At 66.9% G+C, this 22,020-nt stretch carries 21 protein-coding genes and 1 tRNA gene; 8 read left to right on the top strand and 14 right to left on the bottom strand.

Annotation, left to right across the window (positions count from 1 at the left end; all coding sequences use genetic code 11):
• Positions 1-9: 9 nt before the first annotated feature.
• The 5 genes from FS507_RS01495 to FS507_RS01475 form a co-directional block, all read right to left on the bottom strand.
• Positions 10-801 (bottom strand): DUF1266 domain-containing protein, encoded by a 792-nt coding sequence (locus FS507_RS01495; RefSeq protein ID WP_145941054.1) that lies wholly within the window; start codon positions 799-801, stop codon positions 10-12.
• Positions 802-896: 95 nt separating this feature from the next.
• Positions 897-2,417 (bottom strand): aspartate ammonia-lyase, encoded by a 1,521-nt coding sequence (gene aspA / locus FS507_RS01490; RefSeq protein ID WP_145941053.1) that lies wholly within the window; start codon positions 2,415-2,417, stop codon positions 897-899.
• A gap of 44 nt (positions 2,418-2,461) precedes the next feature.
• Positions 2,462-3,307, bottom strand: a complete 846-nt coding sequence (hisG, locus tag FS507_RS01485; RefSeq protein WP_145941163.1) for an ATP phosphoribosyltransferase — start codon at positions 3,305-3,307, stop codon at positions 2,462-2,464.
• Positions 3,308-3,366: 59 nt separating this feature from the next.
• Positions 3,367-3,630 carry a phosphoribosyl-ATP diphosphatase gene (locus FS507_RS01480; protein ID WP_075816112.1) on the bottom strand — a complete coding sequence of 88 codons (264 nt, stop codon included), beginning with the start codon at positions 3,628-3,630 and terminating at the stop codon, positions 3,367-3,369.
• Between the two features lie 42 nt (positions 3,631-3,672).
• The gene (locus FS507_RS01475) at positions 3,673-4,365 is read right to left on the bottom strand and encodes an HAD family hydrolase (RefSeq protein ID WP_145941162.1); all 693 of its coding nucleotides are present in this window, start codon (positions 4,363-4,365) and stop codon (positions 3,673-3,675) included.
• A 37-nt stretch (positions 4,366-4,402) separates the two neighbouring features.
• Here FS507_RS01475 and FS507_RS01470 point away from each other — a divergent pair, with 37 nt between their 5' ends.
• Positions 4,403-5,224 (top strand): thioesterase family protein, encoded by an 822-nt coding sequence (locus FS507_RS01470; RefSeq protein WP_260853092.1) that lies wholly within the window; start codon positions 4,403-4,405, stop codon positions 5,222-5,224.
• A gap of 13 nt (positions 5,225-5,237) precedes the next feature.
• On the opposite strand, the gene FS507_RS01465 is transcribed toward FS507_RS01470, so the two are convergent.
• Genes FS507_RS01465 through FS507_RS01455 form a run of 3 tightly spaced genes read right to left on the bottom strand, consistent with a single transcriptional unit; the run spans position 5,238 to position 7,865 of the window.
• Positions 5,238-5,636, bottom strand: a complete 399-nt coding sequence (locus FS507_RS01465) for a hypothetical protein (protein WP_145941052.1) — start codon at positions 5,634-5,636, stop codon at positions 5,238-5,240.
• Positions 5,633-6,928: a cysteine--1-D-myo-inosityl 2-amino-2-deoxy-alpha-D-glucopyranoside ligase gene (gene mshC / locus FS507_RS01460; protein WP_145941051.1), complete on the bottom strand. Its 1,296-nt coding sequence runs from the start codon at positions 6,926-6,928 to the stop codon at positions 5,633-5,635. The genes FS507_RS01465 and mshC overlap by 4 nt, the downstream gene beginning before the upstream one ends.
• 52 nt (positions 6,929-6,980) lie before the next feature.
• Positions 6,981-7,865, bottom strand: a complete 885-nt coding sequence (locus tag FS507_RS01455) for an undecaprenyl-diphosphate phosphatase (protein WP_260853091.1) — start codon at positions 7,863-7,865, stop codon at positions 6,981-6,983.
• A gap of 84 nt (positions 7,866-7,949) precedes the next feature.
• Here FS507_RS01455 and FS507_RS01450 point away from each other — a divergent pair, with 84 nt between their 5' ends.
• The gene (locus FS507_RS01450; protein ID WP_260853090.1) at positions 7,950-9,089 is read left to right on the top strand and encodes a hypothetical protein; all 1,140 of its coding nucleotides are present in this window, start codon (positions 7,950-7,952) and stop codon (positions 9,087-9,089) included.
• Between the two features lie 31 nt (positions 9,090-9,120).
• Entirely contained in the window at positions 9,121-10,227 is a 1,107-nt protein-coding gene (locus FS507_RS01445; protein ID WP_145941158.1) for a quinone-dependent dihydroorotate dehydrogenase, read from the top strand.
• 14 nt (positions 10,228-10,241) lie between these two features.
• On the opposite strand, the gene FS507_RS01440 is transcribed toward FS507_RS01445, so the two are convergent.
• A complete protein-coding gene (locus tag FS507_RS01440; RefSeq protein ID WP_145941050.1) occupies positions 10,242-10,799 on the bottom strand; it encodes a YbhB/YbcL family Raf kinase inhibitor-like protein in 558 nt (185 codons plus the stop codon).
• 249 nt (positions 10,800-11,048) lie between these two features.
• Between FS507_RS01440 and FS507_RS01435 the strand changes: the two genes are divergently transcribed.
• The 3 genes from FS507_RS01435 (at position 11,049) to FS507_RS01425 (ending at position 12,566) form a co-directional block, all read left to right on the top strand.
• A tRNA-Leu gene (locus FS507_RS01435) sits at positions 11,049-11,137 on the top strand.
• A gap of 80 nt (positions 11,138-11,217) precedes the next feature.
• Complete coding sequence (locus FS507_RS01430; RefSeq protein ID WP_145941049.1) at positions 11,218-11,895, top strand: TVP38/TMEM64 family protein; 678 nt, start codon at positions 11,218-11,220, stop codon at positions 11,893-11,895.
• 23 nt (positions 11,896-11,918) lie between these two features.
• On the top strand, positions 11,919-12,566 hold the full coding sequence (locus FS507_RS01425; protein WP_145941048.1) for a DNA-binding protein: 648 nt from the start codon (positions 11,919-11,921) through the stop codon (positions 12,564-12,566).
• Here the strand turns inward: FS507_RS01425 and FS507_RS01420 are convergent.
• The 3 genes from FS507_RS01420 to FS507_RS01410 are packed head-to-tail and all read right to left on the bottom strand — an operon-like array spanning position 12,463 to position 15,041.
• Complete coding sequence (locus tag FS507_RS01420) at positions 12,463-13,716, bottom strand: SPFH domain-containing protein (RefSeq protein WP_145941047.1); 1,254 nt, start codon at positions 13,714-13,716, stop codon at positions 12,463-12,465. The two genes, FS507_RS01425 and FS507_RS01420, sit on opposite strands and share 104 nt — an antisense overlap.
• A gap of 3 nt (positions 13,717-13,719) precedes the next feature.
• Positions 13,720-14,157, bottom strand: a complete 438-nt coding sequence (locus FS507_RS01415; RefSeq protein WP_145941046.1) for an NfeD family protein — start codon at positions 14,155-14,157, stop codon at positions 13,720-13,722.
• A 17-nt stretch (positions 14,158-14,174) separates the two neighbouring features.
• Positions 14,175-15,041, bottom strand: coding sequence for a DUF3097 domain-containing protein (locus tag FS507_RS01410; protein ID WP_186314507.1), 867 nt, complete (start codon positions 15,039-15,041; stop codon positions 14,175-14,177).
• A 25-nt stretch (positions 15,042-15,066) separates the two neighbouring features.
• Between FS507_RS01410 and FS507_RS17490 the strand changes: the two genes are divergently transcribed.
• Entirely contained in the window at positions 15,067-15,930 is an 864-nt protein-coding gene (locus FS507_RS17490) for a hypothetical protein (RefSeq protein WP_186314506.1), read from the top strand.
• Between the two features lie 26 nt (positions 15,931-15,956).
• Here FS507_RS17490 and FS507_RS01400 read toward each other — a convergent pair whose 3' ends face one another.
• Positions 15,957-17,831, bottom strand: coding sequence for a DIP1281 family NlpC/P60 protein (locus FS507_RS01400; protein ID WP_260853089.1), 1,875 nt, complete (start codon positions 17,829-17,831; stop codon positions 15,957-15,959).
• A 528-nt stretch (positions 17,832-18,359) separates the two neighbouring features.
• Entirely contained in the window at positions 18,360-18,842 is a 483-nt protein-coding gene (locus tag FS507_RS01395) for an Rv1476 family membrane protein (protein WP_145941043.1), read from the bottom strand.
• A 333-nt stretch (positions 18,843-19,175) separates the two neighbouring features.
• Between FS507_RS01395 and FS507_RS01390 the strand changes: the two genes are divergently transcribed.
• Positions 19,176-21,977 (top strand): aconitate hydratase, encoded by a 2,802-nt coding sequence (locus tag FS507_RS01390; protein ID WP_145941042.1) that lies wholly within the window; start codon positions 19,176-19,178, stop codon positions 21,975-21,977.
• Positions 21,978-22,020 lie beyond the last annotated feature (43 nt).

Genomic DNA, 22,020 nt, shown 5'->3' with positions numbered 1-22,020 from the left:
CCCCTCAGGTTACGCCCGCAAGGGCAGCCGGAACCACGGGGAGTCGGGGTGGTTCAGCACCACGGCGATGTCCTGGACGAAGCGGATGCAGGAGTCGTCCAGACGCCCGTCAGCGACCGCGCGGCCCACCACGACACCGTCGGCGAAATCCTCCCACGTGGGGCAGGAGGCCTGGGCGAGGTCGAGGGCGCGGGCCAGTATCCCGGAGCACTGGTCTTCGGTGACGAGGCCGCCGCCGTGAGCTAACCACAGCAGGTGCGCCGCAACCGAGATGTCCCAGGCGGTCGTGTCCTGCGGCGGCGTCTCCGGGAGTGCCGTGGAGGCACCGTCCTGGAGGAACGGGATGACCAGGTGGTGATGCGCGGGGTCGACAGGGCCGAGCACGGTGTGGGCTGCGGGACGCTCCGGGCCCGTGGTGCTGCACAGTGTTTCCAGGAGGGGCCGGTGCTCCCGGTAGTCCGCGTCGCCGGCGTCCATGAGACGGGCGGACGCGGTGTCGAGGACGTCCTGGGCGGTACGGATACCGAACACCCGCGCCAGGTGGTGGCGGTGAGCTTCTCCCGGGTCCACGACGAAGAGTTTCTGGAACCCCGCATTCGGGGGGTGTGCTTCCGCCGGGCCGTTGGCGACCCGGCCGTCCGACAGTCCGTGTGGCAGGCTCAGTCCCCAGGAACGGGATGAGTCATCGCTGCGGCCGCTCTCCCAGGTCAGTCGGAGACCACGTCCGGACGAGGGGATGTCCCGCAGAATGGAGCGGTAGGTGGGGGCAGTCATGGCGGCGGTGTCGGCAGGATATGTCACACCGACAATGTTAGCTGCATGAACTAACTGGTGGCGGGAGGGCGGGCGACGCCACCCTCGTCCGGGGACCCCTGGGGATCACCCCCGATGTCCGTTCAGGACTCGACGTACAGCTTTCCGCGCCATACCGGGTGCAGCAGGTTCTCCTTGCTGAGTACCTGGTCGACCGTCTCCGCATCGAGCAGTCCGCGCTCCAGCACGACCTCCCGGACCGACTTGCCGGTACGGGCGCACTCCTTGCCCACCAGGTCGCCGTTGTGGTGCCCGATCAGCGGGTTGAGGTAGGTCACGATACCGATGGAGTGCTCCACGTAGGACCGGCACACCTCCTCGTTGGCGGTGATTCCCACGACACACAACGTCCGCAACGTGGTGCACGCACGGGCGAGCAGACGGATCGACTCGAACAGTGACTGGGCGATGACCGGCTCCATCACGTTGAGCTGGAGCTGGCCCGCCTCGGCAGCCATCGAGATCGTCACGTCATTGCCGAAGACCTTGAAGCAGATCTGGTTGACGACCTCCGGAATCACCGGATTCACCTTCGCCGGCATGATCGACGACCCCGCCTGACGTTCCGGCAGGTTGATCTCGTTCAGTCCGGCGCGGGGGCCGGACGAGAGAAGCCGCAGGTCGTTGCAGATCTTCGACAGCTTCATCGCCACGCGCTTGACCACCGAGCTGGCGTTGACGTATGCACCGGTGTCGCTGGTGGCCTCCAACAGGTCACTGGCCGCAAGCACCTTGAGCTCGGTGACCTCGCGCAGCGCTGCGACGACCTGCTGCTGGTACCCGGAAGGGGCGTTCACTCCGGTGCCGATCGCCGTACCGCCGAGATTGACCTCCAGCATGAAGTCCGCGGCCCGGTTGAGCTGTGACTGCTCCTCGGAGAGGTTCTGGGCGAAGGCCGTGAGCTCGTCACCGAGACTCACCGGCACCGCGTCCTGCAGCTGTGTGCGTCCCATGGTGATCACGTCGCGGAACTCGTCGCCCTTGTTGGAGAACGCCCGCTCCAGTGCGCTGAGGTGGCGGATCAAATCCTGGAAGGCGGTGTGGATGCCCAGACGGAAACCGGTCGGGTACGCGTCATTGGTGGACTGGCTCATGTTGACGTCGTCATTGGGGTTGATGATGTCGTAGCGGCCCTTGTCCTCCCCCAGGTACTCCAGGGCGAGATTCGCGACGACCTCGTTGACGTTCATGTTCGTCGAGGTGCCCGCACCGCCCTGGTAGACGTCGATCGGGAACTGGTCCATGCACCGGTGCTCCACGAGGATCTGGTCACAGGCCCAGACGATGGCTTCCGCCTTCTCCCGCGGCAGGGCGTGCAACCGCTGGTTGGCGATCGCCGCAGCCTTCTTCACCTGCACCATCCCACGGATGAACTCGGGCAGCTGGTTGAGGGTCGTCCGGGAGATCTGGAAGTTGTCCACGGCGCGCAACGCGTGGATCCCGTAGTAGGCGTGCTCAGGGACCTGCATCGTGCCCAGCAGGTCCTCCTCCGTACGGAAGCTGTCGGAGGCGTGGGCGCTGAGCGAATGGGTCTCGGCCGCCGTGATCAACTGCGTCGAGGAGGTGACAGGCGTGGACTCGGGGTGGTACTCGGGAACAGTCATGGTGGTCCGAACCTTTCGTGGTGTGGTCGACTCGTGGTGTGGTCTCAGATACGCGCGATGCGGATGTCGCTGGCGAGGATGGCTTCGGCACCCAGTGCCGAGAGATTGTCCATCAGTGTGTTGGCGTCCCGGCGGGGAACCATCGCCCGCACAGCCACCCAGTTGTCCTGGGCCAGGGGCGAGACTGTCGGTGCCGAGAGGCCGGGGGTGATCGCCGCGACGCTGTCGAGGATGTCACGCGAGCAGTTGTAGTCGAGCATCACGTAGTTGCGTGCGTGCAGGATGCCCTCGATCCGCTTGAGCAGCACCTGCTGGCGTTCATCGACGGAAGCCCCCCGGCGGCCCACCACCACTGCGGTGGAGCTGATCACCGGATCACCGAACGGCCGCAGGCCCTGCTGCCGGAGAGTGCGTCCCGTCGACACCACGTCGGCGATGGCGTCCGCCACGCCCAGACGGATGGAGATCTCCACGGCACCGTCCAACCGCACGACGGTGGCGTCGATACCGCGTGCCGCCAGGTCACGGCGCACCAGGTTCGGGTAGGACGTGGCGATGCGGCGTCCCTCCAGGGCCTCCACGGTCCAGTCCTCGTCGGCGGGGGCGGCATAACGGAACGTGGAGTCGCCGAAGCCGAGTTCGAGCAGTTCCTCGGTCTCCTCGCGGGTGTCGGCGGCGAGGTCGCGGCCGGTGATGCCCATGTCCAGGTGGCCGCTGGCCACGTAGATCGCGATGTCCTTCGGGCGCAGGAAATAGAACTCGACACCGTTGTCGGCGTCGACGACGGTGAGCGACTTCGAGTCGCCACGGCCCGGGTATCCGGCCTCGGAGAGGATCTCCGTGGCGGTCTCGGACAGTGAGCCCTTGTTCGGGACGGCGACACGCAGCAGGTCGGGCTGGTTTCCGGCAGCAGACGACGAAGATTCAGACACAGTCACAGCAGGACCCCTCAGAGGAACTTGTAGATGTCGGACGGATTCAGCCCGCGGCCGACCATGACGACCTGAAGCCAGTAGATCAGCTGCGAGATCTCCTCGGAGAGCTCCTCGTCGGACTGGTACTCCGCTGCCAGCCAGACCTCGCCGGCCTCTTCGACGATCTTCTTGCCCTGGAAATGCACCCCGGCATCGAGTGCCTCCACGGTGCCGGAGCCGGCGGGACGTTCCGCGGCACGCTGGGACAGTTCCTCAAACAGGGAGTCGAAGTTCTTCACGGCACTCATTCTGTCACATCCTGCACCGACGCGGTGATGCGGTCACCCTACGCGGCTACGCCCCAGGTGTTCCCAGAACCCCTGCAGGTCAGCGATGCCCAGACCGTCCAGGCCCGTGGATCCCCCACGCAGTGCGGTCACCGGCACCGCACCTGCCGGAACCTCGGTGTCGGCGGCGGGGAGCCCGACGACCCGGCACCCGGCCCGTACCGCTGCCGTCATGCCGTTGGTGGAGTCCTCGAGCACCAGGCAGTCGTCAGGTGCGACGCCCAGCCGGTCAGCGGCGGTGAGATAACAGGTGGGGTCGGGTTTACCCGCGGAGACCTCGTCACCGCAGATCGAACCGACGAACGCGTCCGCACCGATGGTCTCGAGAGCCTGGTCGGTCAGGGACCGGAAGGTGTTGGTCACGACCATCATCCGAACGCCGGAGGCACTGCCCTCCGCCAGCAGGCCCGGGACGCCGGGCAACAGTTCGAGCCCCTGTGCGAACAGGACCGAGACCCGGTCGTAGAGCCACCTGATCCAGCCCTCGACCTCGTCATCGGTGGGATCGAGCCCCGCCCACTCCGCGCACAGGCGCACCGTCCCGTCGGCGGTGCCCCCGACCGTCGCCGCCCGTACCTCGGGGGTCAGCTCGCGTCCCATGGCCGCAGCCATCGCGTATGTCGCCTCGCCCCACCGTGGTTCGGTGTCGACGAGTGTGCCGTCCATGTCCCAGAGTATCGCCCTCATCCCTGCCATCATGCCCGGCTCGATAAGATCGCACACCATGAGCTTCATCACCAGCGACTCCGACGCCTACTTCCTGCAGGGCGTATCCTCCACCGACGACTCCGGGACCGTGTGGACCGAATACACGGCCACAGAACACACGGTGAGCCCGTGGGGACCGGACCTGCAGCACGGCGCTCCCCCGTCGGCACTGGTCACCCACGCCATCGAACGCATCGCCCCGGAGGGCGGTCGTCTGGTCCGGGTGACCACCGAGCTGTTCGGTGCGGTGCCGGTGGCACGGCTCCACGCCACCGCCCGGATCGTGCGGCCCGGACGCCGCATCTGCTACCTCGAAGCTGTCGTCAGGGACGACGCCGGACGTGAAGTCGTCCGTGGCAGCGCCTGGTGGGTGCGTACCCACGACACCACGGAACTGGAGAACCCCGACGTGCCCAGTGCGGCCGACCTGGTGCCGCTGAGCGACTCCAGTGCCCCGGACCCGGACACACCGTTCCTCACGGCATGGCCCGGACCGTACACCGCGTCACTCGACATCCGTCCGGCCCCGGGGCAGTTGTGGGTACGCAGCAGGATGTCGGTGGTGGCCGGTGTCGACGACACGCCGTGGAGCCGGCTGATGTCCGTGGCGGACGTCGCCAACGGGACGGACCGTGTCCTGGACCCGAAGGAGTGGCTGTTCATGAACACCGACCTCACGGTGTCCCTCCACCGCCTTCCTGTCAGTGAGTGGATCGGCGTGCGGGCCGAGGCGAACTTCGGTCCCGACGGCGCCGGGCTCACGATCGGGCGGCTGTGCGACGAGCGCGGCCCCATCGGTTCGACGAACCAGTCGCTCCTGCTCCAGAAGTTCGGTTAGCGGCCGGAGCAGGTCATTCCTGTTCGATGATGCGGTCGAGGTCGTCCAGCACCTGCCGGGCGTCCGCACCGACCTCCTCGCACAGGACGGTGACCAGGCTGCGGAAGTCCCCGACCTCCTCGTCCTCGTAGACGGCGCCGGCATGCCGGTCGCTCAGGGCCCGTAGTGCGTCGTGTGCGGAGATCACCTGCAGGACGACCTCACCGGACGGGTCGGCGCGCACGCCGGACACCAGCCGGTGGAGGATCTCGGCGGCCTCGTCCACCGCAGAGGTGGGGAAAGGAGCCTCCCAGAACTCCCTGTCCTCGTCCCGCAGGTAGCTCCCCGTGGCCATCGAGGACAGATTCTCGATGAACTCATGCCGGGCGGCGTCGGTGGCCGCCGCGAAGCTGTTGTCGTCGGAGGCGCTCACAGTGCCACCCCCAGCAGGGAGGCGCACAGGGTGCGCAGCGTGGCACCGGCAGAACCGTCGGCCGGCGCGGTGTCTGCGCCCCCTCGGGAGGTGGCGGTACCGTCCCCGGCCGTGACGCTGTCACTCCAGGCGTCGATCAACGCCACGGCACGCGGGGTGTCCAGGTCGTCCGCCAGAGCCGACCGGACGTCGGCGACAAGGTGCTCGACACGGGACTGCGGAAGCTGCCCGGCCGCCACGGCCGCCCGACGCCACCGGTCCAGTCGCTGTTCAGCCCGTTCCAGGACGTCTGCGGACCAGTCGCGGTCGTGCCGGTAGTGCTCCTCGTACAGCCCCAGCCGCACCGCGGAGGGGTCGTGGCCGTCGGCGGTCAACCGCGACACGAACACCAGATTGCCCAGCGACTTGCTCATCTTCGTGCCGTCCAGACCGATCATGCCGGTGTGCACGTAGTGACCGGCCATCCGGTCGACACCGTGGGCGGCCTCGGCGTGCGCGGCGGAGAACTCGTGGTGCGGGAACCGCAGGTCGCTGCCACCGCCCTGGATCGCGAAGGACGTCCCCAGCCGGTTGGTGGCGATCGCGGAGCACTCGACGTGCCATCCGGGGCGCCCGGGGCCGAACGGTGAATCCCAGGCGGGTTCACCGTCCCGGTGGGCACGCCACACCAGCGCGTCCATCGGGTGGCGTTTTCCGGGACGCTCCGGGTCCCCGCCACGCTCGGCGAAGAAGCGGCTCATCGTCTCCTCGTCGTAGCGGGACTCGTACCCGAACTGCTCGGTGAAGGTGTAGTCGACGTAGATGTCCGGGAACTCGTCGTCCATCCGGTAGGCGGCGCCGGCGGTGAGTAGCCGGTCCACCATGTCGATGACCTCGTCCACGGACTCCATCGCGCCGACGTAGTCGCGGGGTGGGAGGACGGAGAGTGCCTCCATGTCGGAGCGGAATAGGTCGATCTGACCCGCCCCGAGGTCACGCCAGTCGACTCCGTCGCGTTCGGCACGTTCGAACAGCGGATCGTCGACGTCGGTGATGTTCTGGACGTAGTGCACGCCGTGCCCGTTGTCGAGCAACTGACGGATCACCAGGTCGAAGGTGACGTAGGTCGCGGCGTGACCGAGATGGGTGGAGTCGTAGGGGGTGATGCCGCAGACATAGACCCCCACCTCCCCCGTACCGGTCAGAAGGCCGGTGTCGACCGGTAGCACGCGGTCGGCGGCAGTGTCGTGGAGTGTGAGGGGAACACCGTCACCCGCCAGTGCGGGGACGTCGGGGGTGGACCATGAACGCATGGGGCCTGATTCTAGTCACCGGAACGGTGGCGCCTGCCCACCGGTCCGTCCGTCAGGCGTTGATGGTTCCGGTCGCCAGGAGAATCAGCACGGCGACACCCACCGGGATCCGCCAGAGGGCGAACCACGCGAAGGAGTGGTTGGCGACGAACTTCAGCAGCCAGGCGATCGAGATGTAGCCCAGGATGAACGCGATCGAGGTGCCGACGACCAGTTGGACTCCGCTGGCCGCCTGGCCCGCTGCAGGGTCGAAGGCATCGGGCAGGCTGAACAGACCGGACGCCAGGACGGCGGGAATGGCCAGCAGGAAGGAGAACCGTGTGGCTACCTCGCGGTCCAGGTTCAGGAAAAGACCCGCAGACACCGTCGCACCCGACCGGGACACGCCCGGAACCAGGGCAAGGCACTGGGCGAAACCCATGATCAGCGCGTCCTTCATCGTCAGCTTCTCGTAGGTGCGCCGGTGGGTCCCGACCTTCTCCGCCCAGATGAAGACGAAGGAGAACAGGATCAGCACGATCGCCGTGATCCACAGGTTGCGCAGATTGTCGCGGATCAGGTCCTTGGCCAGGAAACCGATCAGCCCGACGGGGATCGTCGCGGCGATGACCATCCACCCCATGCGGTAGTTCAGGTTGTCCCGCTTCGTGCGGTCGAAGACCCCGGCGAACCAGGCAGACAGGATGATCCAGATGTCTTTGGCGAAGAACACCAGGACGGCCAGTTCGGTGCCCAGCTGGACGACCGCGGTGAAGGACGCTCCGGCGTCCTCCCCCCAGATGAGCTGGGAGACGATACGCATATGCCCGGACGATGAGACGGGCAGGAACTCGGTGAGTCCCTGGACGATCGACAGGATGACGGTCTGCACCCACCCCATGTCGGTGGTGGTGACGGCGTCGCCGGCCTCGGCGGCGAGATGTGAGGAGAGCTCCATGGCAGAGAAGCGTACCTTGCCGGGCGCGTGCCCTCACCTCGGGCGGGGACGGCGTACCGCACCGGGTGTAGTAGCGTGATTGGCGTGAGAAGCCTGGTGAACCGGCCCTGGACGTGGCCGCAGAAGAGTATGGCGGCGGTCGTGGCCCTCCCGGCGGTCGCGGCCCTGACGCTGACCGGATGTGCCGAGCAGATGTTCGGTACCGACGGTGAGGACGGTCCCGACGGCGAGGGCGAGACCGTGGTGGGCGTCGCCGCAGAGCCGTCGGACTCCCCCGGTACGTCCGGGGCCTCCGACGCGACGGGGACACTCGACGACGGGGACGAGGTCCTCGGCCTGGTCCGTGCGGGTCTCGGCGACACGGTCTCGGCGGGCTCCCCCGCCCCGGTCGCCGCCCTGGAGCAGGGCCGGCTGAGCATCGGGTCGCTCGAGGACGTCGCCGCCGGACGGGCGGACACGGTCGAGGTCGACGACAGCTGCACCACCGTCACCGGAGCTGTGGACGGTGTCGTCCTCGGATGTGGGACGTCGGTGCGCATCCTCGACGCGGAGGGCGAGGAACAACGCCGCGTCGACGCCCCGGGTGAGGTGACCTCGGCGGCAGTCCACCCCGACGGCACGGTGGCACTGACCGTGGACTCGGACAGCGACGTGTACTGGTTCACCCCCGAGGGTGAGGAGGCCCGGTCCGAGGACATGACCGCCACCGCCAGCGAGATGCAGCTGGTCGGGAACACCCGTGACGAGGAGGACGACCCGCAGTGGCGGGCCGCGCTGATCGACGCGGCACAGACCAGTGTCACCGATATCGACATCGCCGACCACAGCCGGGTCGCGGCACTGCGCATCGGGCAGGGCGTGGGTACCGTCTCGGCGGGGACCGCGGCGGACGGTGTCCTGGTGGCGTCCGATGCACGCCGCAACCAGGCACTGGTCTACACACTCACCGACGTCATCCGGCACACCCAGTCCGTCCCCACCGGTGAGGGGGCCTGGGCAGTGCTGTGGGATTCGGAGCGCGAGGTGATGTGGGTGTCCACCACCGGGGACAACATGTTGACCGGCTACGAGCTGTCCACCGGGACCCCGGTGGAGGTCGGGCAGGTGCCCACCGCGCCCGACGTCCGCCACATCATCGATGACGGCAGCGGGGATCTGCTCCTGGTGACCGCAGACGGCACACGTGAACTGATCTCCTCTGACGACCTCCCCCGAAAGGACTGACCCCGTGTCCCCCGTGCCCCCTGTGACCTCGATGACCGGTTTCCGCAAGTTTCGGGGGACGGTGTACGGCACCTCCCTCAAACAGCTCTTCCGTCTCCGCGCCGAACGGATTCACGGGCTGATGTCGGGCGTCCTTGCCGCCGGTGCGCGGTCGGCGTCGGTGCGTGCGGCTCTGCGACGGAGCCTCGTCGTCACCGATCCGGTGCTCGCCCAGACGGTGGCGGGCATCCGTTTCCCACGCCCGCTGGGTCTGGCCGCCGGATTCGACAAGAATGCGACGGAGGCCGACGTCTGGGGGCCGTTGGGGTTCGGATCCGCCGAGGTCGGCACCGTCACCGCGGTACGTCAGCCAGGCAACCCCACTCCCCGACTGTTCAGGTTGTCCGAGGACCGTGCCCTGCTCAACCGGATGGGTTTCAACAATGACGGGGCACAGGCCGCCGCGAACCGTCTACGGACCCGTGTCGAGTCCGAGCCCGTGGGTGTGAACCTCGGGAAGACGAAAGCGACTCCGGCGGACCGGGCTCCGGCGGACTACTTCGAGTCGGCCAGGGCTGTCGACGAGGTCGCCGACTACCTGGTGATCAACGTGTCGTCGCCGAACACACCGGGTCTGCGGGACCTGCAGGCAGTGGAGAGCCTCCGGCCGATCGTGGACGCCGTCCGCCGGGCCAGCGACCGTCCCCTGTTCGTGAAGATCGCGCCTGACCTGAGCGACGCGGACGTGGACGCGGTGACCGACCTGGCCCTGGAACTCGGGCTCACCGGGCTCATCGCCACCAACACGACCATCAGCCGGGAGAACCTCCGCACGCCGTCGTCCGACGTGGCCGCGCTCGGCGCCGGTGGCATCTCGGGAGCCCCTGTGGCCGCCCGGTCCCTGGAGGTTCTGCGCAGGATCCGGTCACGCGCTGGAGACAAGCTCATCCTCATCGGCGTCGGTGGCATCGAGACTCCGGGACAGGCCTGGGAGCGCATCGGGGCCGGTGCCACACTTCTCCAGGGGTACACCGGTTTCATCTACGGTGGACCGGACTGGATCCGCGACATTCACCTGGGGCTGGCAGAGCAGGTCCGCCGACACGGACTGTCGAATCTCTCGGAAGCCGTGGGCGCAGACCTCCCCTGGATCGACTGACGCCGTTCAGCCGGTCAGTTCTCCGCCCAGCCCCACAGCAGGCCACGGGCGGTGGCGGTGAAGTTCAGGTTGAAACCGAGGATCGTCGGCGTGGACCTGTCGTCGATCTCCAGGAACTGCGGGAGCGCGTGGACGGCGAAGATGTAGCGGTGGGGCCCGTGGCCGGCAGGGGGTTCGGCACCGTAGTACCCACGACTGCCTGAATCTCCCCGGAGAGCGACAGCACCGTCCGGGAGCCCCGCCAGTTCCGCGTCGCCGGTTCCCGCGTCCAGCGACGTGACTGATGCCGGGATGTTGAACACGGCCCAGTGCCAGAAACCCGACGTCGTCGGCGCGTCCGGGTCGTAGCAGGAGACGGCGTAGGACACGGTGCCCTCAGGGGCGCCGGACCAGGACAGCTGCGGGGAGACGTCACTGCCACCGAGCTGGGCGGCGGGCAGCCGGTCGCCGTCGTTGAAGTCCGCGCTGGTGACGGTGAGCCCGGGGAGGTCCGTGAGTGGGGCGTACGGGTCTGCCGCAGGGAAGCGGTCGTCGAGGTACGTGGGCTGGTGGTTACGGGGTGAGTCGCTCATGTCCCCCAGTATGCCGCAGGAGTACCTGCCCTGCAGAAACTGATTCTGTCCGTATATTCAGGTGCCGTGACGCCCGGAGGCCTGTGGCAGTGTCTGTCGCCCGGACTCCCCGAACAGTCGGCTGACCTGTGTTTCCTGTTGGGACGGGACGATGATTTGTCACCGTCCTGCCGACTCGTTATAGTTACCGGAGTGCGACGGACACAGGGTTGATCTTCAGCCGTTACCGTGTTCGGCGTCCGCATCCATGTCCGGGTGGCGGAATGGCAGACGCGCTAGCTTGAGGTGCTAGTGTCCTATTAACGGACGTGGGGGTTCAAGTCCCCCTCCGGACACCACGGAAGAGACCCACTACAGTGGGTCTCTTTTTTCGTTCACCCCGCGTGCGGGAGGCACCGTCGTGGAAAAGAGGCAGGACATGACCAGGAGCCAGCGGTGGTCGTTCATCGGACTCGCTTTTCTTGCACTGGTCGTCGTCGCGGCGATGATCCTGCTCCCCACCCCGGGGGTCGACACGGTCCGCAACAGTGTCCGGGGCACCGGGGTCCTCGCCTGGGGCGCCTTTCTGCTGCTGATGGTCGGGGCGACGCAGCTGCCCGTTCCCCGCACCGTGTGGACCGTGTCTGCAGGCGTGCTTTTCGGCCCGGTCGTGGGCAGCCTTCTCGCACTCACAGGCATGGCGGTGTCGGTGACCTTGTCGCTGGTCCTCCTCCGGTGGATCGGCGGCCCGGCGGTACGACGGGCCGAACGCAGCCCGCGCTTCAGGTCTCTCCAGGCGGCGTTGGAGGACCGCGGATGGGTCGCGGTCCTCGGCCTGCGGATGATCCCCGTGGTCCCTTTCAGTCTGCTCAACTACGCCTGCGGGCTCAGTCGAATCCCGTTGCTCCCCTGCGTGCTGGCCACCGTTGTCGGATCGACGCCACTGACGGTGGCCGTCGTCGCCTCCTCCGACGTGCTCGTCAACGGCGGCGAACCCTGGTTCCTTGCGGTGAGTGCGGTCCTCGCGACGACCGGTGTCCTTCTGACGGCAGGTGAATGGCGGCGGGTACGTGCCCGGGTGTCCGTGGAACCCACTACGGTCAAGCCCTCACCGTAGACAGACACTGTATGATGGCGGGCATGTACTCCGTCCACGCCACCTACCGGGGCACCTCGCTCCGACGCGCCGAATATGTCCGACAGGTCGCTGACGCACTGGGGAACGCCCACAATGTCGTCGGGGTCCGGGTTCACGGTCCCGAGGAGTTCACGGTTCTCGCCGATGACGCGGACAGTGCGGCCGGCGTGGTCATGAACCTCATACAGGCCGGTGATTTCGCGGTCGGAATCGGTGCAGTCCTCGGCGACGGTGGGGACACCACGGATGACACGGCCGACGCGGCCGATGCGGCCCTGCAGGACCATCTCGTCGCCGCCGCGGCACGTGCGGTCCGCGGTGCGCGTCGTCCCGGCATCATCCAGGCGAGAGTCGAGACGCCCGGCCCGGGAGGTGTGCAGGCCTCCGGGCTCGGGGCTGACATCGCCGGAGACATCGCCGCGGCATTCACTCTCGTCTCCCACGTGCTGAGCCGCCGCACCTCCGAGGGGAGGGAAGCGACGGCACTGGTGAGACAGGGGCATCTGCAGAGCGAGGCCGCTGAGATGGTGGGGATCTCGAAGCAGGCTATGTCTCAGCGTCTGGCTGCTGCGGGGTGGCAGGCTGAGCAGGCGGGGTGGCTTCTTGCTGTCCATATGTTGGCCAGGACGGAGACTCTTCACCCGACGTGACCGCGGACTGTGCTGTCTGGTCGGTCCCCGACGGCGCCGGAGGGTTCTCCGGGTCATCGACCGACCGGTTGGCCACGGCGTTCGCCTCAGCCACCGCCTTGGCGATCTCCGGGGCGGACTCGGTGCTGAACCAGTCATCGGACGTCGTTTCATTGGCGACGTCCCGCAGTGACTCGTCCACGGGGGCCGGCTCATAGCGGAAGGTACCGTCGTCGTCCTTGTTCGCGAACGCCTTGGCGAACTGCTCGAGGGAGTCCCCGAACTGCATCGGCAGCATCCAGACCTTGTTCGCGTCGCCCTGGGCCATCTCGGGAAGCTTCTCCAGGTACTGGTAGGACAGCACCTCCGGGGTGACCTGGGACGACTTGATGGCCGCGGTGACTTTCTGGATGGCCTTCGCCTGTCCCTGTGCCTCGAGGTACTTCGCGGCACGTTCACCTTCGGCCAGCAACATCCGGGCCTGTCGTTCGGCCTCCGCGGAGAGGATCTGTGCGTGCTTGTCGCCCTCCGCCCCGAGGATCCGGGCCTGCTTCTTGCCCTCGGCGGTCTTGATGTCGGATTCACGCTGACCTTCCGCGGTGAGGATCATCGCCCGCTTCTCACGGTCGGCCTTCATCTGCATCTCCATCGACTGCTGGATCGACGGTGGCGGATCGATCGCCTTGAGTTCCACGCGGCTGATCCGCAGGCCCCACCGGGTGGTGGCGGCGTCCAGCTCCCCACGCAGCCGACGGTTGATGACGTCGCGCGAGGTGAGGGTCTCCTCGAGCGTCATGCCACCGACCACGTCACGCAGCGTGGCGACGGAGATCTGCTCGACACCGATGATGTAGTCGTTGACCCCGTAGATGGCGCGTGCGGCGTCGTTGATCTGGAACGTCACCACGATGTCGATGGCGACGGTCAGGTTGTCCTGGGTGATCACGGCCTGTGGAGGAAACGAGACCACCTGTTCACGGGTGTCCACCCGGTCGCGTACCCGGTCGATGAACGGGACCAGGATGGTCAGACCACCCGACACCGTCCTGGTGTAGCGTCCGAGGCGCTCGATGACGGCCGCCTCCCCCTGGGGGATCAGCGCCACGGACTTGAACAGCGCGACCGCCACCAGGATGACGAGGATGATGAGCAGGATGCTCAACTGACCCATGGTTCACACTCCCTTCCACACCACAGCGGTGGTGCCTTCGATGGAGACGACCTGCACACGGTCCCCTTCAGCGAATGATGTGCCGGGGTGTGCCGCCCGGGCTGACCAGATGTCGCCGGCGATACTCACCTGTCCGGCGGAATTGTCGGAGGTGACCTCGCTGAGCACCTCAGCGGACTGTCCTTCGAGCTCCTTGGAGGTGAACTCGCGCACCTCCCCCTGGGCGATGTAGCGGCGGCGTAGCACCGGCCGCAACAGCAGCAGGGATGCGGCGGAGGTGACGCCGAACACCCCGACCTCGGCCCAGACCGGTATGTCGATCGCCGAGACACCGGCGGTGGTGAGGGCGGCGACCGCGAGCATCAGCAGCGTGAAGTCCATGATGAGGAACTCGCCGACCGCGAGGACGGCTGCTGCAATCAACCAGATAATCGGGCCCATGGCCGCAGAATATCAGTTCACGGGAGGTTAGGCTCCGTGACGAAGTCAACCAGGCGCTCAACTGCGCCGATCAGGGTGGCGTCCAGGTCGCGGAATGTCTTCACCTTCGAGTAGACGTGCCGCCAGCCGTCCGTGGGTGTGCCCCATCCCAGGCGTCGGCACACCCCGGTCTTCCAGTCCTCACCGTAGGGAACCGTCGGCCAGGCCCGGATACCGACCGTCTCGGGCTTCACGGCCTCCCAGATGTCGATGTACGGGTGCCCGGTCACCATGACGTCCGGCCCGAGTCCCCGGGTGAGACGGGACTCCTTCGAACCCTCGACCAGGTGGTCGGCGAGGACACCGACCCGGCGACCGGGGCCGGGACGGAACTCCTCGAGCATGGCCGGGAGGTTGTCGAGCCCCTCGATGAACTCCACCACCACTCCTTCGACACGCAGGTCATGCCCCCAGACCTGCTCGACGATGGCGGCGTCGTGCAGACCTTCGACCCAGATCCTGGACGGTGCGGCGACCTTGGCACGGACGTCCCTGACCCGTCGGGAACCGGAGTTCGACCGCTGCGGATCCTGCGGGGTCTCCGACGCCGCCACATGGCGGGTCAAAGTCACCGGTCGTCCGTCGATGAGGAACCCGCCCGGGCGCATCTTGAACAGTCGGTCGCGCCCGTGCCGGTCCTCCAGACGCACGAATTCCCCGTCATAGGTCTTCTCGAAGCCGACCACCGCACCGACCCAGCCGCCGTCGGCGACCTCCACGACGGTGCCGGGCGCTGCCGGTACCTCAGGTAGGTCGGGGCGCCGGGCGTGCCCGGAGGAGACAGAAGATCGGGAGGATGAGGACCCTCCGAGAATGTCACGGCCGTACCTGTCGTTGAAGCTCATGGACACCGACTCTAGGCTAGGTGCAATGTCGTCCAGTAACCCCGCCGGTGACACCACCGGCATGATGAGGGGTACCCCTTTGCGTGAGCAACTGTGGTCCCCGGTGCAGAACACCACCGTATGGCTGGGATGGTGGCTCCACGGAGTGGTGTCCGCCGATGACGTCATCGACGCATTCCAGGACGTCCAGGGCCCGGCGCACGCCCTGCTCATTGATCCCGGTGGTGACGATCCCTTCGATGGCCGGTTCAGCGACCGGCCGACGGGACTCGTCGACCTGCTGCACGCGGTGCGCGAGGTGACCAGGGATCTGACCGTCGAGATTTCCTCCCGCCCCCTGGTCAGCCTCGTCCTCGCCGGGCCCGGTGACCCACCGGCGCTCCCCGCGGGATCACGTGGGGCGACCGCTGTCTCACGGGTAGGAGCAGGAATAGCTGTCGCGGACATAGATCCCCTGGTCACCCATGTCGTGGTGCCGGAGGTCGTGGACACGTCCCTGGTGCAGTGGGTGTGGTACCGCTGTGTCGGACGAGTCCGGGCCGGCGAGTTCTACGGTCCCGGTGAGGCAGACGCGAAGCTCAGGGAAGCCACCGACACTGCGGCGTCCCTGGTCGAACAGTCGGGGAACACGAAGATCCGGCACCGCTCCCCCCGTCTCGCCGTCGGTGCACTGACGGACTTCTTCGGACTTCCCGGCCTGCCCGCCGGGGTGTCGCCGCGCGCCGAGAAGCTCATGGCGCGGGCCGACGTCGTCGCCTCGGTCATCGAGGTCACCCGCTCAACGGATCAGGGTGCGACGCTCGACCCCCATCTGCTCCCCCTGGCGGGCGCGGTACGCACAGCGAGAATCACCGCAGTCGATCACGCGATGCGTGAACTCCTGCGGTGATTCTGCCGTCGGTACGTCGGTACCGGCTATTCGATCATGCGCACGGCCATGGGCTCGATACCGTCCCACCTGACCGGAGAGACCTTGACGACGTCGCCGGACTGGGGTGCCTCGAGCATCGTCCCGTCGCCGAGGTAGAGCGCCACGTGTGAGCTTCCGCCCGCTCCCCAGAAGAGCATGTCGCCGCGTTGGGCGTCGCCGACGGGAACCTGTGTGCCTGAGGTGTACTGGTAGCCGGAGTACTTCTCGAGCTGGATCCCGACCGCCGCGAACGAGTAGACCATGAGACCGGAGCAGTCGAAGCCGACCTTCGAGTAGTCCCCGTGGGAGTCAGCTACTCCGCCGTCCCGCACACCGAGGGTGGGACCGTCCTGGTTGCCGCCACCCCAGGCGTACGTCACACCGAGCTGGCCCATGCCACGGTCAATGACCCGTTCGATCTGTTCCTCGCGGGTACCGGAGGCGTCGGGTTCGGCGGGCTGTTCCCCACCGGGGTTCGACGGCGGCAGGCCGGGGTCGACACCCTCCTGCCCCTGCGGGAGATTCGCGTACGCTTCCGCCGCTGCGTCCCGCCCTGCGGTGGCCGCGGCCTCGAACGCTCCGTCAGGGTTGCCTTCGAGGTGGGAGTTGATCCCCGCGAACGCCGCCTGGCCGGCAGCATTGACGAGCCCGTCGATCGCCGCCTGTCGGAGTTCATCGCCTTCGGAGCTGCCCTCGAAACTCCCGGGGATCGCGTCGACCCCGGGGACCTCCGCAGAGCCTGCGGCAGGATCTTCGGCGGGGGCGCCCTCGACGTCGGGGACTTCTTCACCCTCAGGATCCACCTCGGCCCCGTCACTGCCGACGCTGCCGGCGGTGGCCTCGTCCGGGACCTCGGGGACCGTCTGATCATCGTCGGGGACAGCGGAGCCGTCGACGGAGCCGGAGGAGGGGTCGGGGGTCTCGGGCCCGACGGCCTCGTCCTTCATGCCGACTGCGCCGGGGGTACCTGAGTTACCCGAGGTGCCGGAGGCGTCGGTGGTCCCGGCGGACCCGGTGTCTGCAGAGTTGGAGGTGTCGTCGCTCGCCTCGACGCGGTCGGCGGCGGCTTCAGCCGCCCGGCGTTTGTCGAAGGAACTGGCCGCAGCGTTCGCGGATACCTTGTCCACCGCCTTCTTCGCCGCCGCCAGCCGGTCCTTCGCTTCGGAGAGCGAGTTCTTGACCCGGGTGAGCTCCTTGGTCTTCTCCGCGATCGACGACTGTGCGTCGGTGAACGCCTGCTCGGCCGCGCTGTGTGCCTTCAGCGCGGCCTGGACGAGACCGTCGGCGTCGTCACGGGACACGCGGAGCGACGATTCCTCGTTGGCTGCCTGAGTCCGCGCGAGGTCGAGGCGGTCGATGTCCGCCTGCTGCTTCTCTGCGGCGAGTCGCATGTAGGTTGCGCGGTCGATGTTGTCGGCCGCCGCGTCCGATCCGGAGGCGAGCACGACGGGGGCCGCGTCTCCGCCCTGGGTGTAGGCGGAGCGAGCGATGTCGTCCAGGGTGGACTGCGCGTCCTGGACGTCAGAGTCCGAGTCATCGAGACGTCCGCGGGCCTCAGTGACGTTGTCCTGGGCTTCCTGGGCTGCGCGCTGGCTCCGGTCGACATCGACGCGGGCCTTGTTCACGGATTCGCGGAGGCCGCCGAGTTCCAGCTCCAGGGAGGAGACTTCGCCCTCTGTCGTGGACACTGCACCGACCAGGTCAGCGAGGTAGGCCTCGGCGGTCTGGTCTGAGGAGCTCGAGGAGTTGTCGGAGGGGGCCGCGACGGCGGTCGCCGCGGGGACGGTGAGTCCTGCGGCCACCGCGAAAGACAGCAGTGCCCGAGTGGACCGGACGGTCGACCTGCGGGCTGTGCCGCGGGCGTTCAGTCGAAGTGCCACGGTGAGTCTCTCCTTGGGGTGGCGTACCGGGTCAACTAGGTCAAGCCGTCGTCCTTGACATTATCCCGGTACGGCCACCTGTCCACCGCGCTTCCCCGCGAGGTGGTCCAGGGCCCGATACCCAGGTTCCGGAGGGCCGGTTGTTCACCGCCGGAATTGTCACGAACAGGTCTCGTTCCGATATCGGATCGTTACCAATTGACGACAACTGAACCGTAAGACACTCAAGACACATGCGAAACCCGAACCTCACTAATCACATAAGAATCACGAGAAACATTTGTCACGCTGTGTGCCTTGACCTGCGTAGGAGATCGCATACAGTCATAATGTGATCTTTGTCACATTGATGGTGCTGCCGGCGTGTCTGATTGCGAGAATGCAACCCATCATACTCAAACTCTGAACCTTGACTTGAGCATCGACAAGGCACCGACCTTGACCTGGTGGCAACGTGGTTCACTGCCCCGACCCCGGGGTCGGTCGGGGTCGGTCGGGGTTGGTGCGGAAGTGGTCCGTACCGCGTGGTCAGCGGCGGTAGCTCAGGGTCGCGAAGGCGGCGGACACTGCCACGGTGAGGAGGAGGCCGACGATGACGGCCACGACGACGGCGGTGAAGTCCGGCTCGGATGCGTCAGCATCGGCGAGGAAGTCCACGACGTCCTGCGGGGCCGTCGAGCCATGGAGCATCCCCTGGTTGGACTCGATCTGGAAGCGGGACATGTCGTCGCTGACGACCTGCGTGTTGTGCGGGGCGCGCACGACGACCGTCTGTGCCCCGCCGGAATCGTCGGAACCCGTGGAGTCCTTGACGGTCTGCGCGAGATTCCGCAGCCCCGTCCCTTCTGCGGAAGTGCTGTCGAGGATCACGACGTCTATCCCCTTGTCCGCGAGATCCCGGTAACCGGAGACCTCTGACGGGGTGAGGTCGTCGCCTGCCTGTGAGTCCGAGAACCCGGACTCGGCGATGTCGTCGAGCACCGCCTGAAGGTCGACATTCTCGAAATCCACGGTTGACTCATTTCCTGGCGGGGCGGGAGTTGTTATCTGGCTGTATAGATTTTTAGCATCCTCGCGGGGCGTTCGGGGGTGCCGACACGCGGTCATGTGGGGGCCGGAATCACTCCGTCCTGCGGTTATGAAGCATTACGTTCGTACTGTTATAGTGGTGCTGACGGAATCCGCGATGACTGCTGACACAATGGTGGCAGTCCGCGTCGGCGCCACTCTTCCCGGTGCCGGGACAAGGTCCAGACGAGGTCCGCAGGTCCACGCGGCGGGATGACGTCAGACGAACGTCACACAACTGACGACGATAACGAGAAGAGATTCAGGAGCACTGTCGTGACTGAAAGCAAGAATTCCTTTGGAGCAGAGGGGACTCTCGAGGTCGGTGACCGGTCCTACAAGATGTACCGTCTCAGCGCGGTCCCGGGCATGGAGAAGCTTCCCTACTCGCTGAAGGTCCTCGGTGAGAACCTCCTCCGTAACGAGGACGGTGCGAATGTCGCCCGCGAGCACATCGAGGCCATCGCCAACTGGGATCCGTCCGCGGACCCCAGCATCGAGATCCAGTTCACCCCCGCCCGTGTCGTCATGCAGGACTTCACCGGTGTGGCCTGCGTGGTCGACCTGGCGACGATCCGTGACGCGGTGGTCGCCCTCGGTGGCGACGCCGACCAGGTCAACCCGTTGAACCCGGCCGAGATGGTCATCGACCACTCCGTCATCATCGAGGCGTTCGGTGACGAGAACGCCCTCGAGCGCAACGTGGAGATCGAGTACCAGCGCAACGAGGAGCGCTACAAGCTCCTGCGGTGGGCCACCGGTGCCTTCGACAACTTCCGCGTCGTCCCGCCCGGAACCGGCATCGTCCACCAGGTCAACATCGAGTACCTGGCACGGTCGATCTTCGACAAGGACGGCATGGCCTACCCCGACACCTGTGTCGGTACCGACTCCCACACCACGATGGAGAACGGCCTGGGCATCCTGGGGTGGGGCGTCGGCGGCATCGAGGCCGAGGCCGCGATGCTCGGCCAGCCGATCTCCATGCTCATCCCGCGCGTCGTCGGCTTCAAGCTCTCCGGCGAGATCCCCGTGGGCGTCACCGCCACCGACGTGGTGCTGACCATCACCGACATGCTGCGTCAGCACGGCGTGGTCGGTAAGTTCGTCGAGTTCTACGGCAAGGGTGTCGCGGAGCTGCCCCTGGCCAACCGCGCCACCATCGGCAACATGTCCCCGGAGTTCGGCTCCACCGCCGCGATGTTCCCGATCGACCAGGAGACCATCGACTACCTGGCACTGACCGGTCGCGACCAGGAGACCCTGGACCGCGTCGAGGCCTACGCCAAGGAACAGGGCATGTGGCTCGACCCGGAGAACGACGCCGTGTACTCCGAGTACCTCGAGCTCGACCTCTCCACCGTCGTGCCCTCCATCGCCGGCCCGAAGCGCCCCCAGGACCGCATCGAGCTCTCCGACTCCAAGGCACAGTTCCGCAAGGACCTGCACAACTACGCCGACAGCAACTCCGGCAACCCGGACGCGCAGGACTTCGTCGCCGAGGGCGGCAATGTCGGTGGACACACCGGCACCCCGGCCACCGCCGCCGACGCCAAGGGCAACCTCCCGTCCGCGGCCGCCGGAAACCAGGGTCGTCCGACCAACCCGATCGAGGTCAACTACAACGGCAAGGACATGGTCCTCGACCACGGCATGGTGGGCATCGCCTCCATCACCTCCTGCACCAACACCTCGAACCCCTCCGTCATGGTCGGCGCCGGCCTGCTGGCCCGCAAGGCCGCGGAGAAGGGTCTGCAGTCCGCACCGTGGGTCAAGACCTCCATCGCCCCCGGTTCCCAGGTCGTCACCGGCTACTTCGAGAAGGCGGACCTGTGGAAGGACCTCGAGGCCATGGGCTTCTACCTCGTGGGTTACGGCTGCACCACCTGCATCGGTAACTCCGGCCCGCTCCCCGAGCCGATCTCCGAGGGCATCAACGAAGCCGACCTGGCAGCCACCGCCGTGCTGTCCGGTAACCGTAACTTCGAGGGACGCATCTCCCCCGACATCAAGATGAACTACCTGGCGTCCCCGATCCTCGTGATCGCCTACGCCATCGCCGGCACCATGGACTTCGACTTCGAGACCCAGCCGCTCGGCCAGGACAACGACGGCAACGACGTCTTCCTCAAGGACATCTGGCCGTCCACCGAGGAGATCGAGTCGGTCATCAAGTCCTCCATCACCAAGGAGCTATACTCCGAGGACTACGCCGACGTCTTCAAGGGCGACGAGCGCTGGCAGTCCCTGCCCGTGCCGGAGGGCAAGACCTTCGCCTGGGACGACGACTCGTCCTACATCCGCAAGGCCCCCTACTTCGACGGCATGGAGCCCACACCGGGCCCGGTGACCGACGTCGAGGGCGCCCGTGTCCTGGCACTGCTGGGAGACTCGGTCACCACCGACCACATCTCCCCCGCATCGTCGATCAAGCCGGGCACCCCCGCCGCCCAGTACCTCGACTCCAAGGGCGTCGAGCGCAAGGACTACAACTCCCTGGGTGCCCGTCGTGGTAACCACGAGGTCATGGTCCGCGGTACCTTCGCCAACATCCGCCTGCAGAACCAGCTTCTCGACGGCGTGACCGGCGGCTACACCCGCGACTTCACCCAGGAGGGTGGACCGCAGTCCTTCATCTACGACGCCTCCGTCAACTACCGCGAGCAGGGCACTCCCCTCGTCGTGCTCGGCGGTAAGGAGTACGGCACCGGTTCCTCCCGCGACTGGGCAGCCAAGGGCACCCTACTGCTCGGGGTGAAGGCCGTCATCGCCGAGAGCTTCGAGCGTATCCACCGCTCGAACCTCGTCGGCATGGGCGTCATCCCGCTGCAGTTCCCCGAGGGTGAGTCCTGGAAGTCCCTGGGCCTGGACGGCACGGAGACCTTCGACCTGGCCGGTATCGAGGCGCTGAACGAGGGATCCACCCCGGACACCGTCCACGTCACCGCGACCAAGGAAGACGGCACCGTCATCGAGTTCGACGCGGTCACCCGTATCGACACCCCCGGTGAGGCCGATTACTACCGCAACGGCGGCATCCTGCAGTACGTCCTGCGCAACATGATGAACAACAAGTAAGACCCGTGTTCATCACCCGCCCGCCCCGCGGCTTCCGTGAGGC

Source organism: Corynebacterium glyciniphilum AJ 3170, assembly GCF_007673095.1.
In the GTDB taxonomy this organism is placed as follows: domain Bacteria; phylum Actinomycetota; class Actinomycetes; order Mycobacteriales; family Mycobacteriaceae; genus Corynebacterium.
This window is presented reverse-complemented; position numbering and strand designations above follow the sequence as displayed.

What these genes read in the sequence shown, in the direction of transcription:
- FS507_RS01440 (WP_145941050.1), bottom strand. Translation starts at nt 10,799, where the DNA reads ATGAGCGACTCACCCCGTAACCACCAGCCCACGTACCTCGACGACCGC.
- FS507_RS01410 (WP_186314507.1), bottom strand. Translation starts at nt 15,041, where the DNA reads ATGAGCTTCAACGACAGGTACGGCCGTGACATTCTCGGAGGGTCCTCA.
- aspA (WP_145941053.1), bottom strand. Translation starts at nt 2,417, where the DNA reads ATGACTGTTCCCGAGTACCACCCCGAGTCCACGCCTGTCACCTCCTCG.
- FS507_RS01475 (WP_145941162.1), bottom strand. Translation starts at nt 4,365, where the DNA reads ATGAGGGCGATACTCTGGGACATGGACGGCACACTCGTCGACACCGAA.
- FS507_RS01415 (WP_145941046.1), bottom strand. Translation starts at nt 14,157, where the DNA reads ATGGGCCCGATTATCTGGTTGATTGCAGCAGCCGTCCTCGCGGTCGGC.
- FS507_RS01455 (WP_260853091.1), bottom strand. Translation starts at nt 7,865, where the DNA reads ATGGAGCTCTCCTCACATCTCGCCGCCGAGGCCGGCGACGCCGTCACC.
- FS507_RS01470 (WP_260853092.1), top strand. Translation starts at nt 4,403, where the DNA reads ATGAGCTTCATCACCAGCGACTCCGACGCCTACTTCCTGCAGGGCGTA.
- FS507_RS01425 (WP_145941048.1), top strand. Translation starts at nt 11,919, where the DNA reads ATGTACTCCGTCCACGCCACCTACCGGGGCACCTCGCTCCGACGCGCC.
- mshC (WP_145941051.1), bottom strand. Translation starts at nt 6,928, where the DNA reads ATGCGTTCATGGTCCACCCCCGACGTCCCCGCACTGGCGGGTGACGGT.
- FS507_RS17490 (WP_186314506.1), top strand. Translation starts at nt 15,067, where the DNA reads ATGTCGTCCAGTAACCCCGCCGGTGACACCACCGGCATGATGAGGGGT.
- FS507_RS01445 (WP_145941158.1), top strand. Translation starts at nt 9,121, where the DNA reads ATGACCGGTTTCCGCAAGTTTCGGGGGACGGTGTACGGCACCTCCCTC.
- FS507_RS01420 (WP_145941047.1), bottom strand. Translation starts at nt 13,716, where the DNA reads ATGGGTCAGTTGAGCATCCTGCTCATCATCCTCGTCATCCTGGTGGCG.
- FS507_RS01430 (WP_145941049.1), top strand. Translation starts at nt 11,218, where the DNA reads ATGACCAGGAGCCAGCGGTGGTCGTTCATCGGACTCGCTTTTCTTGCA.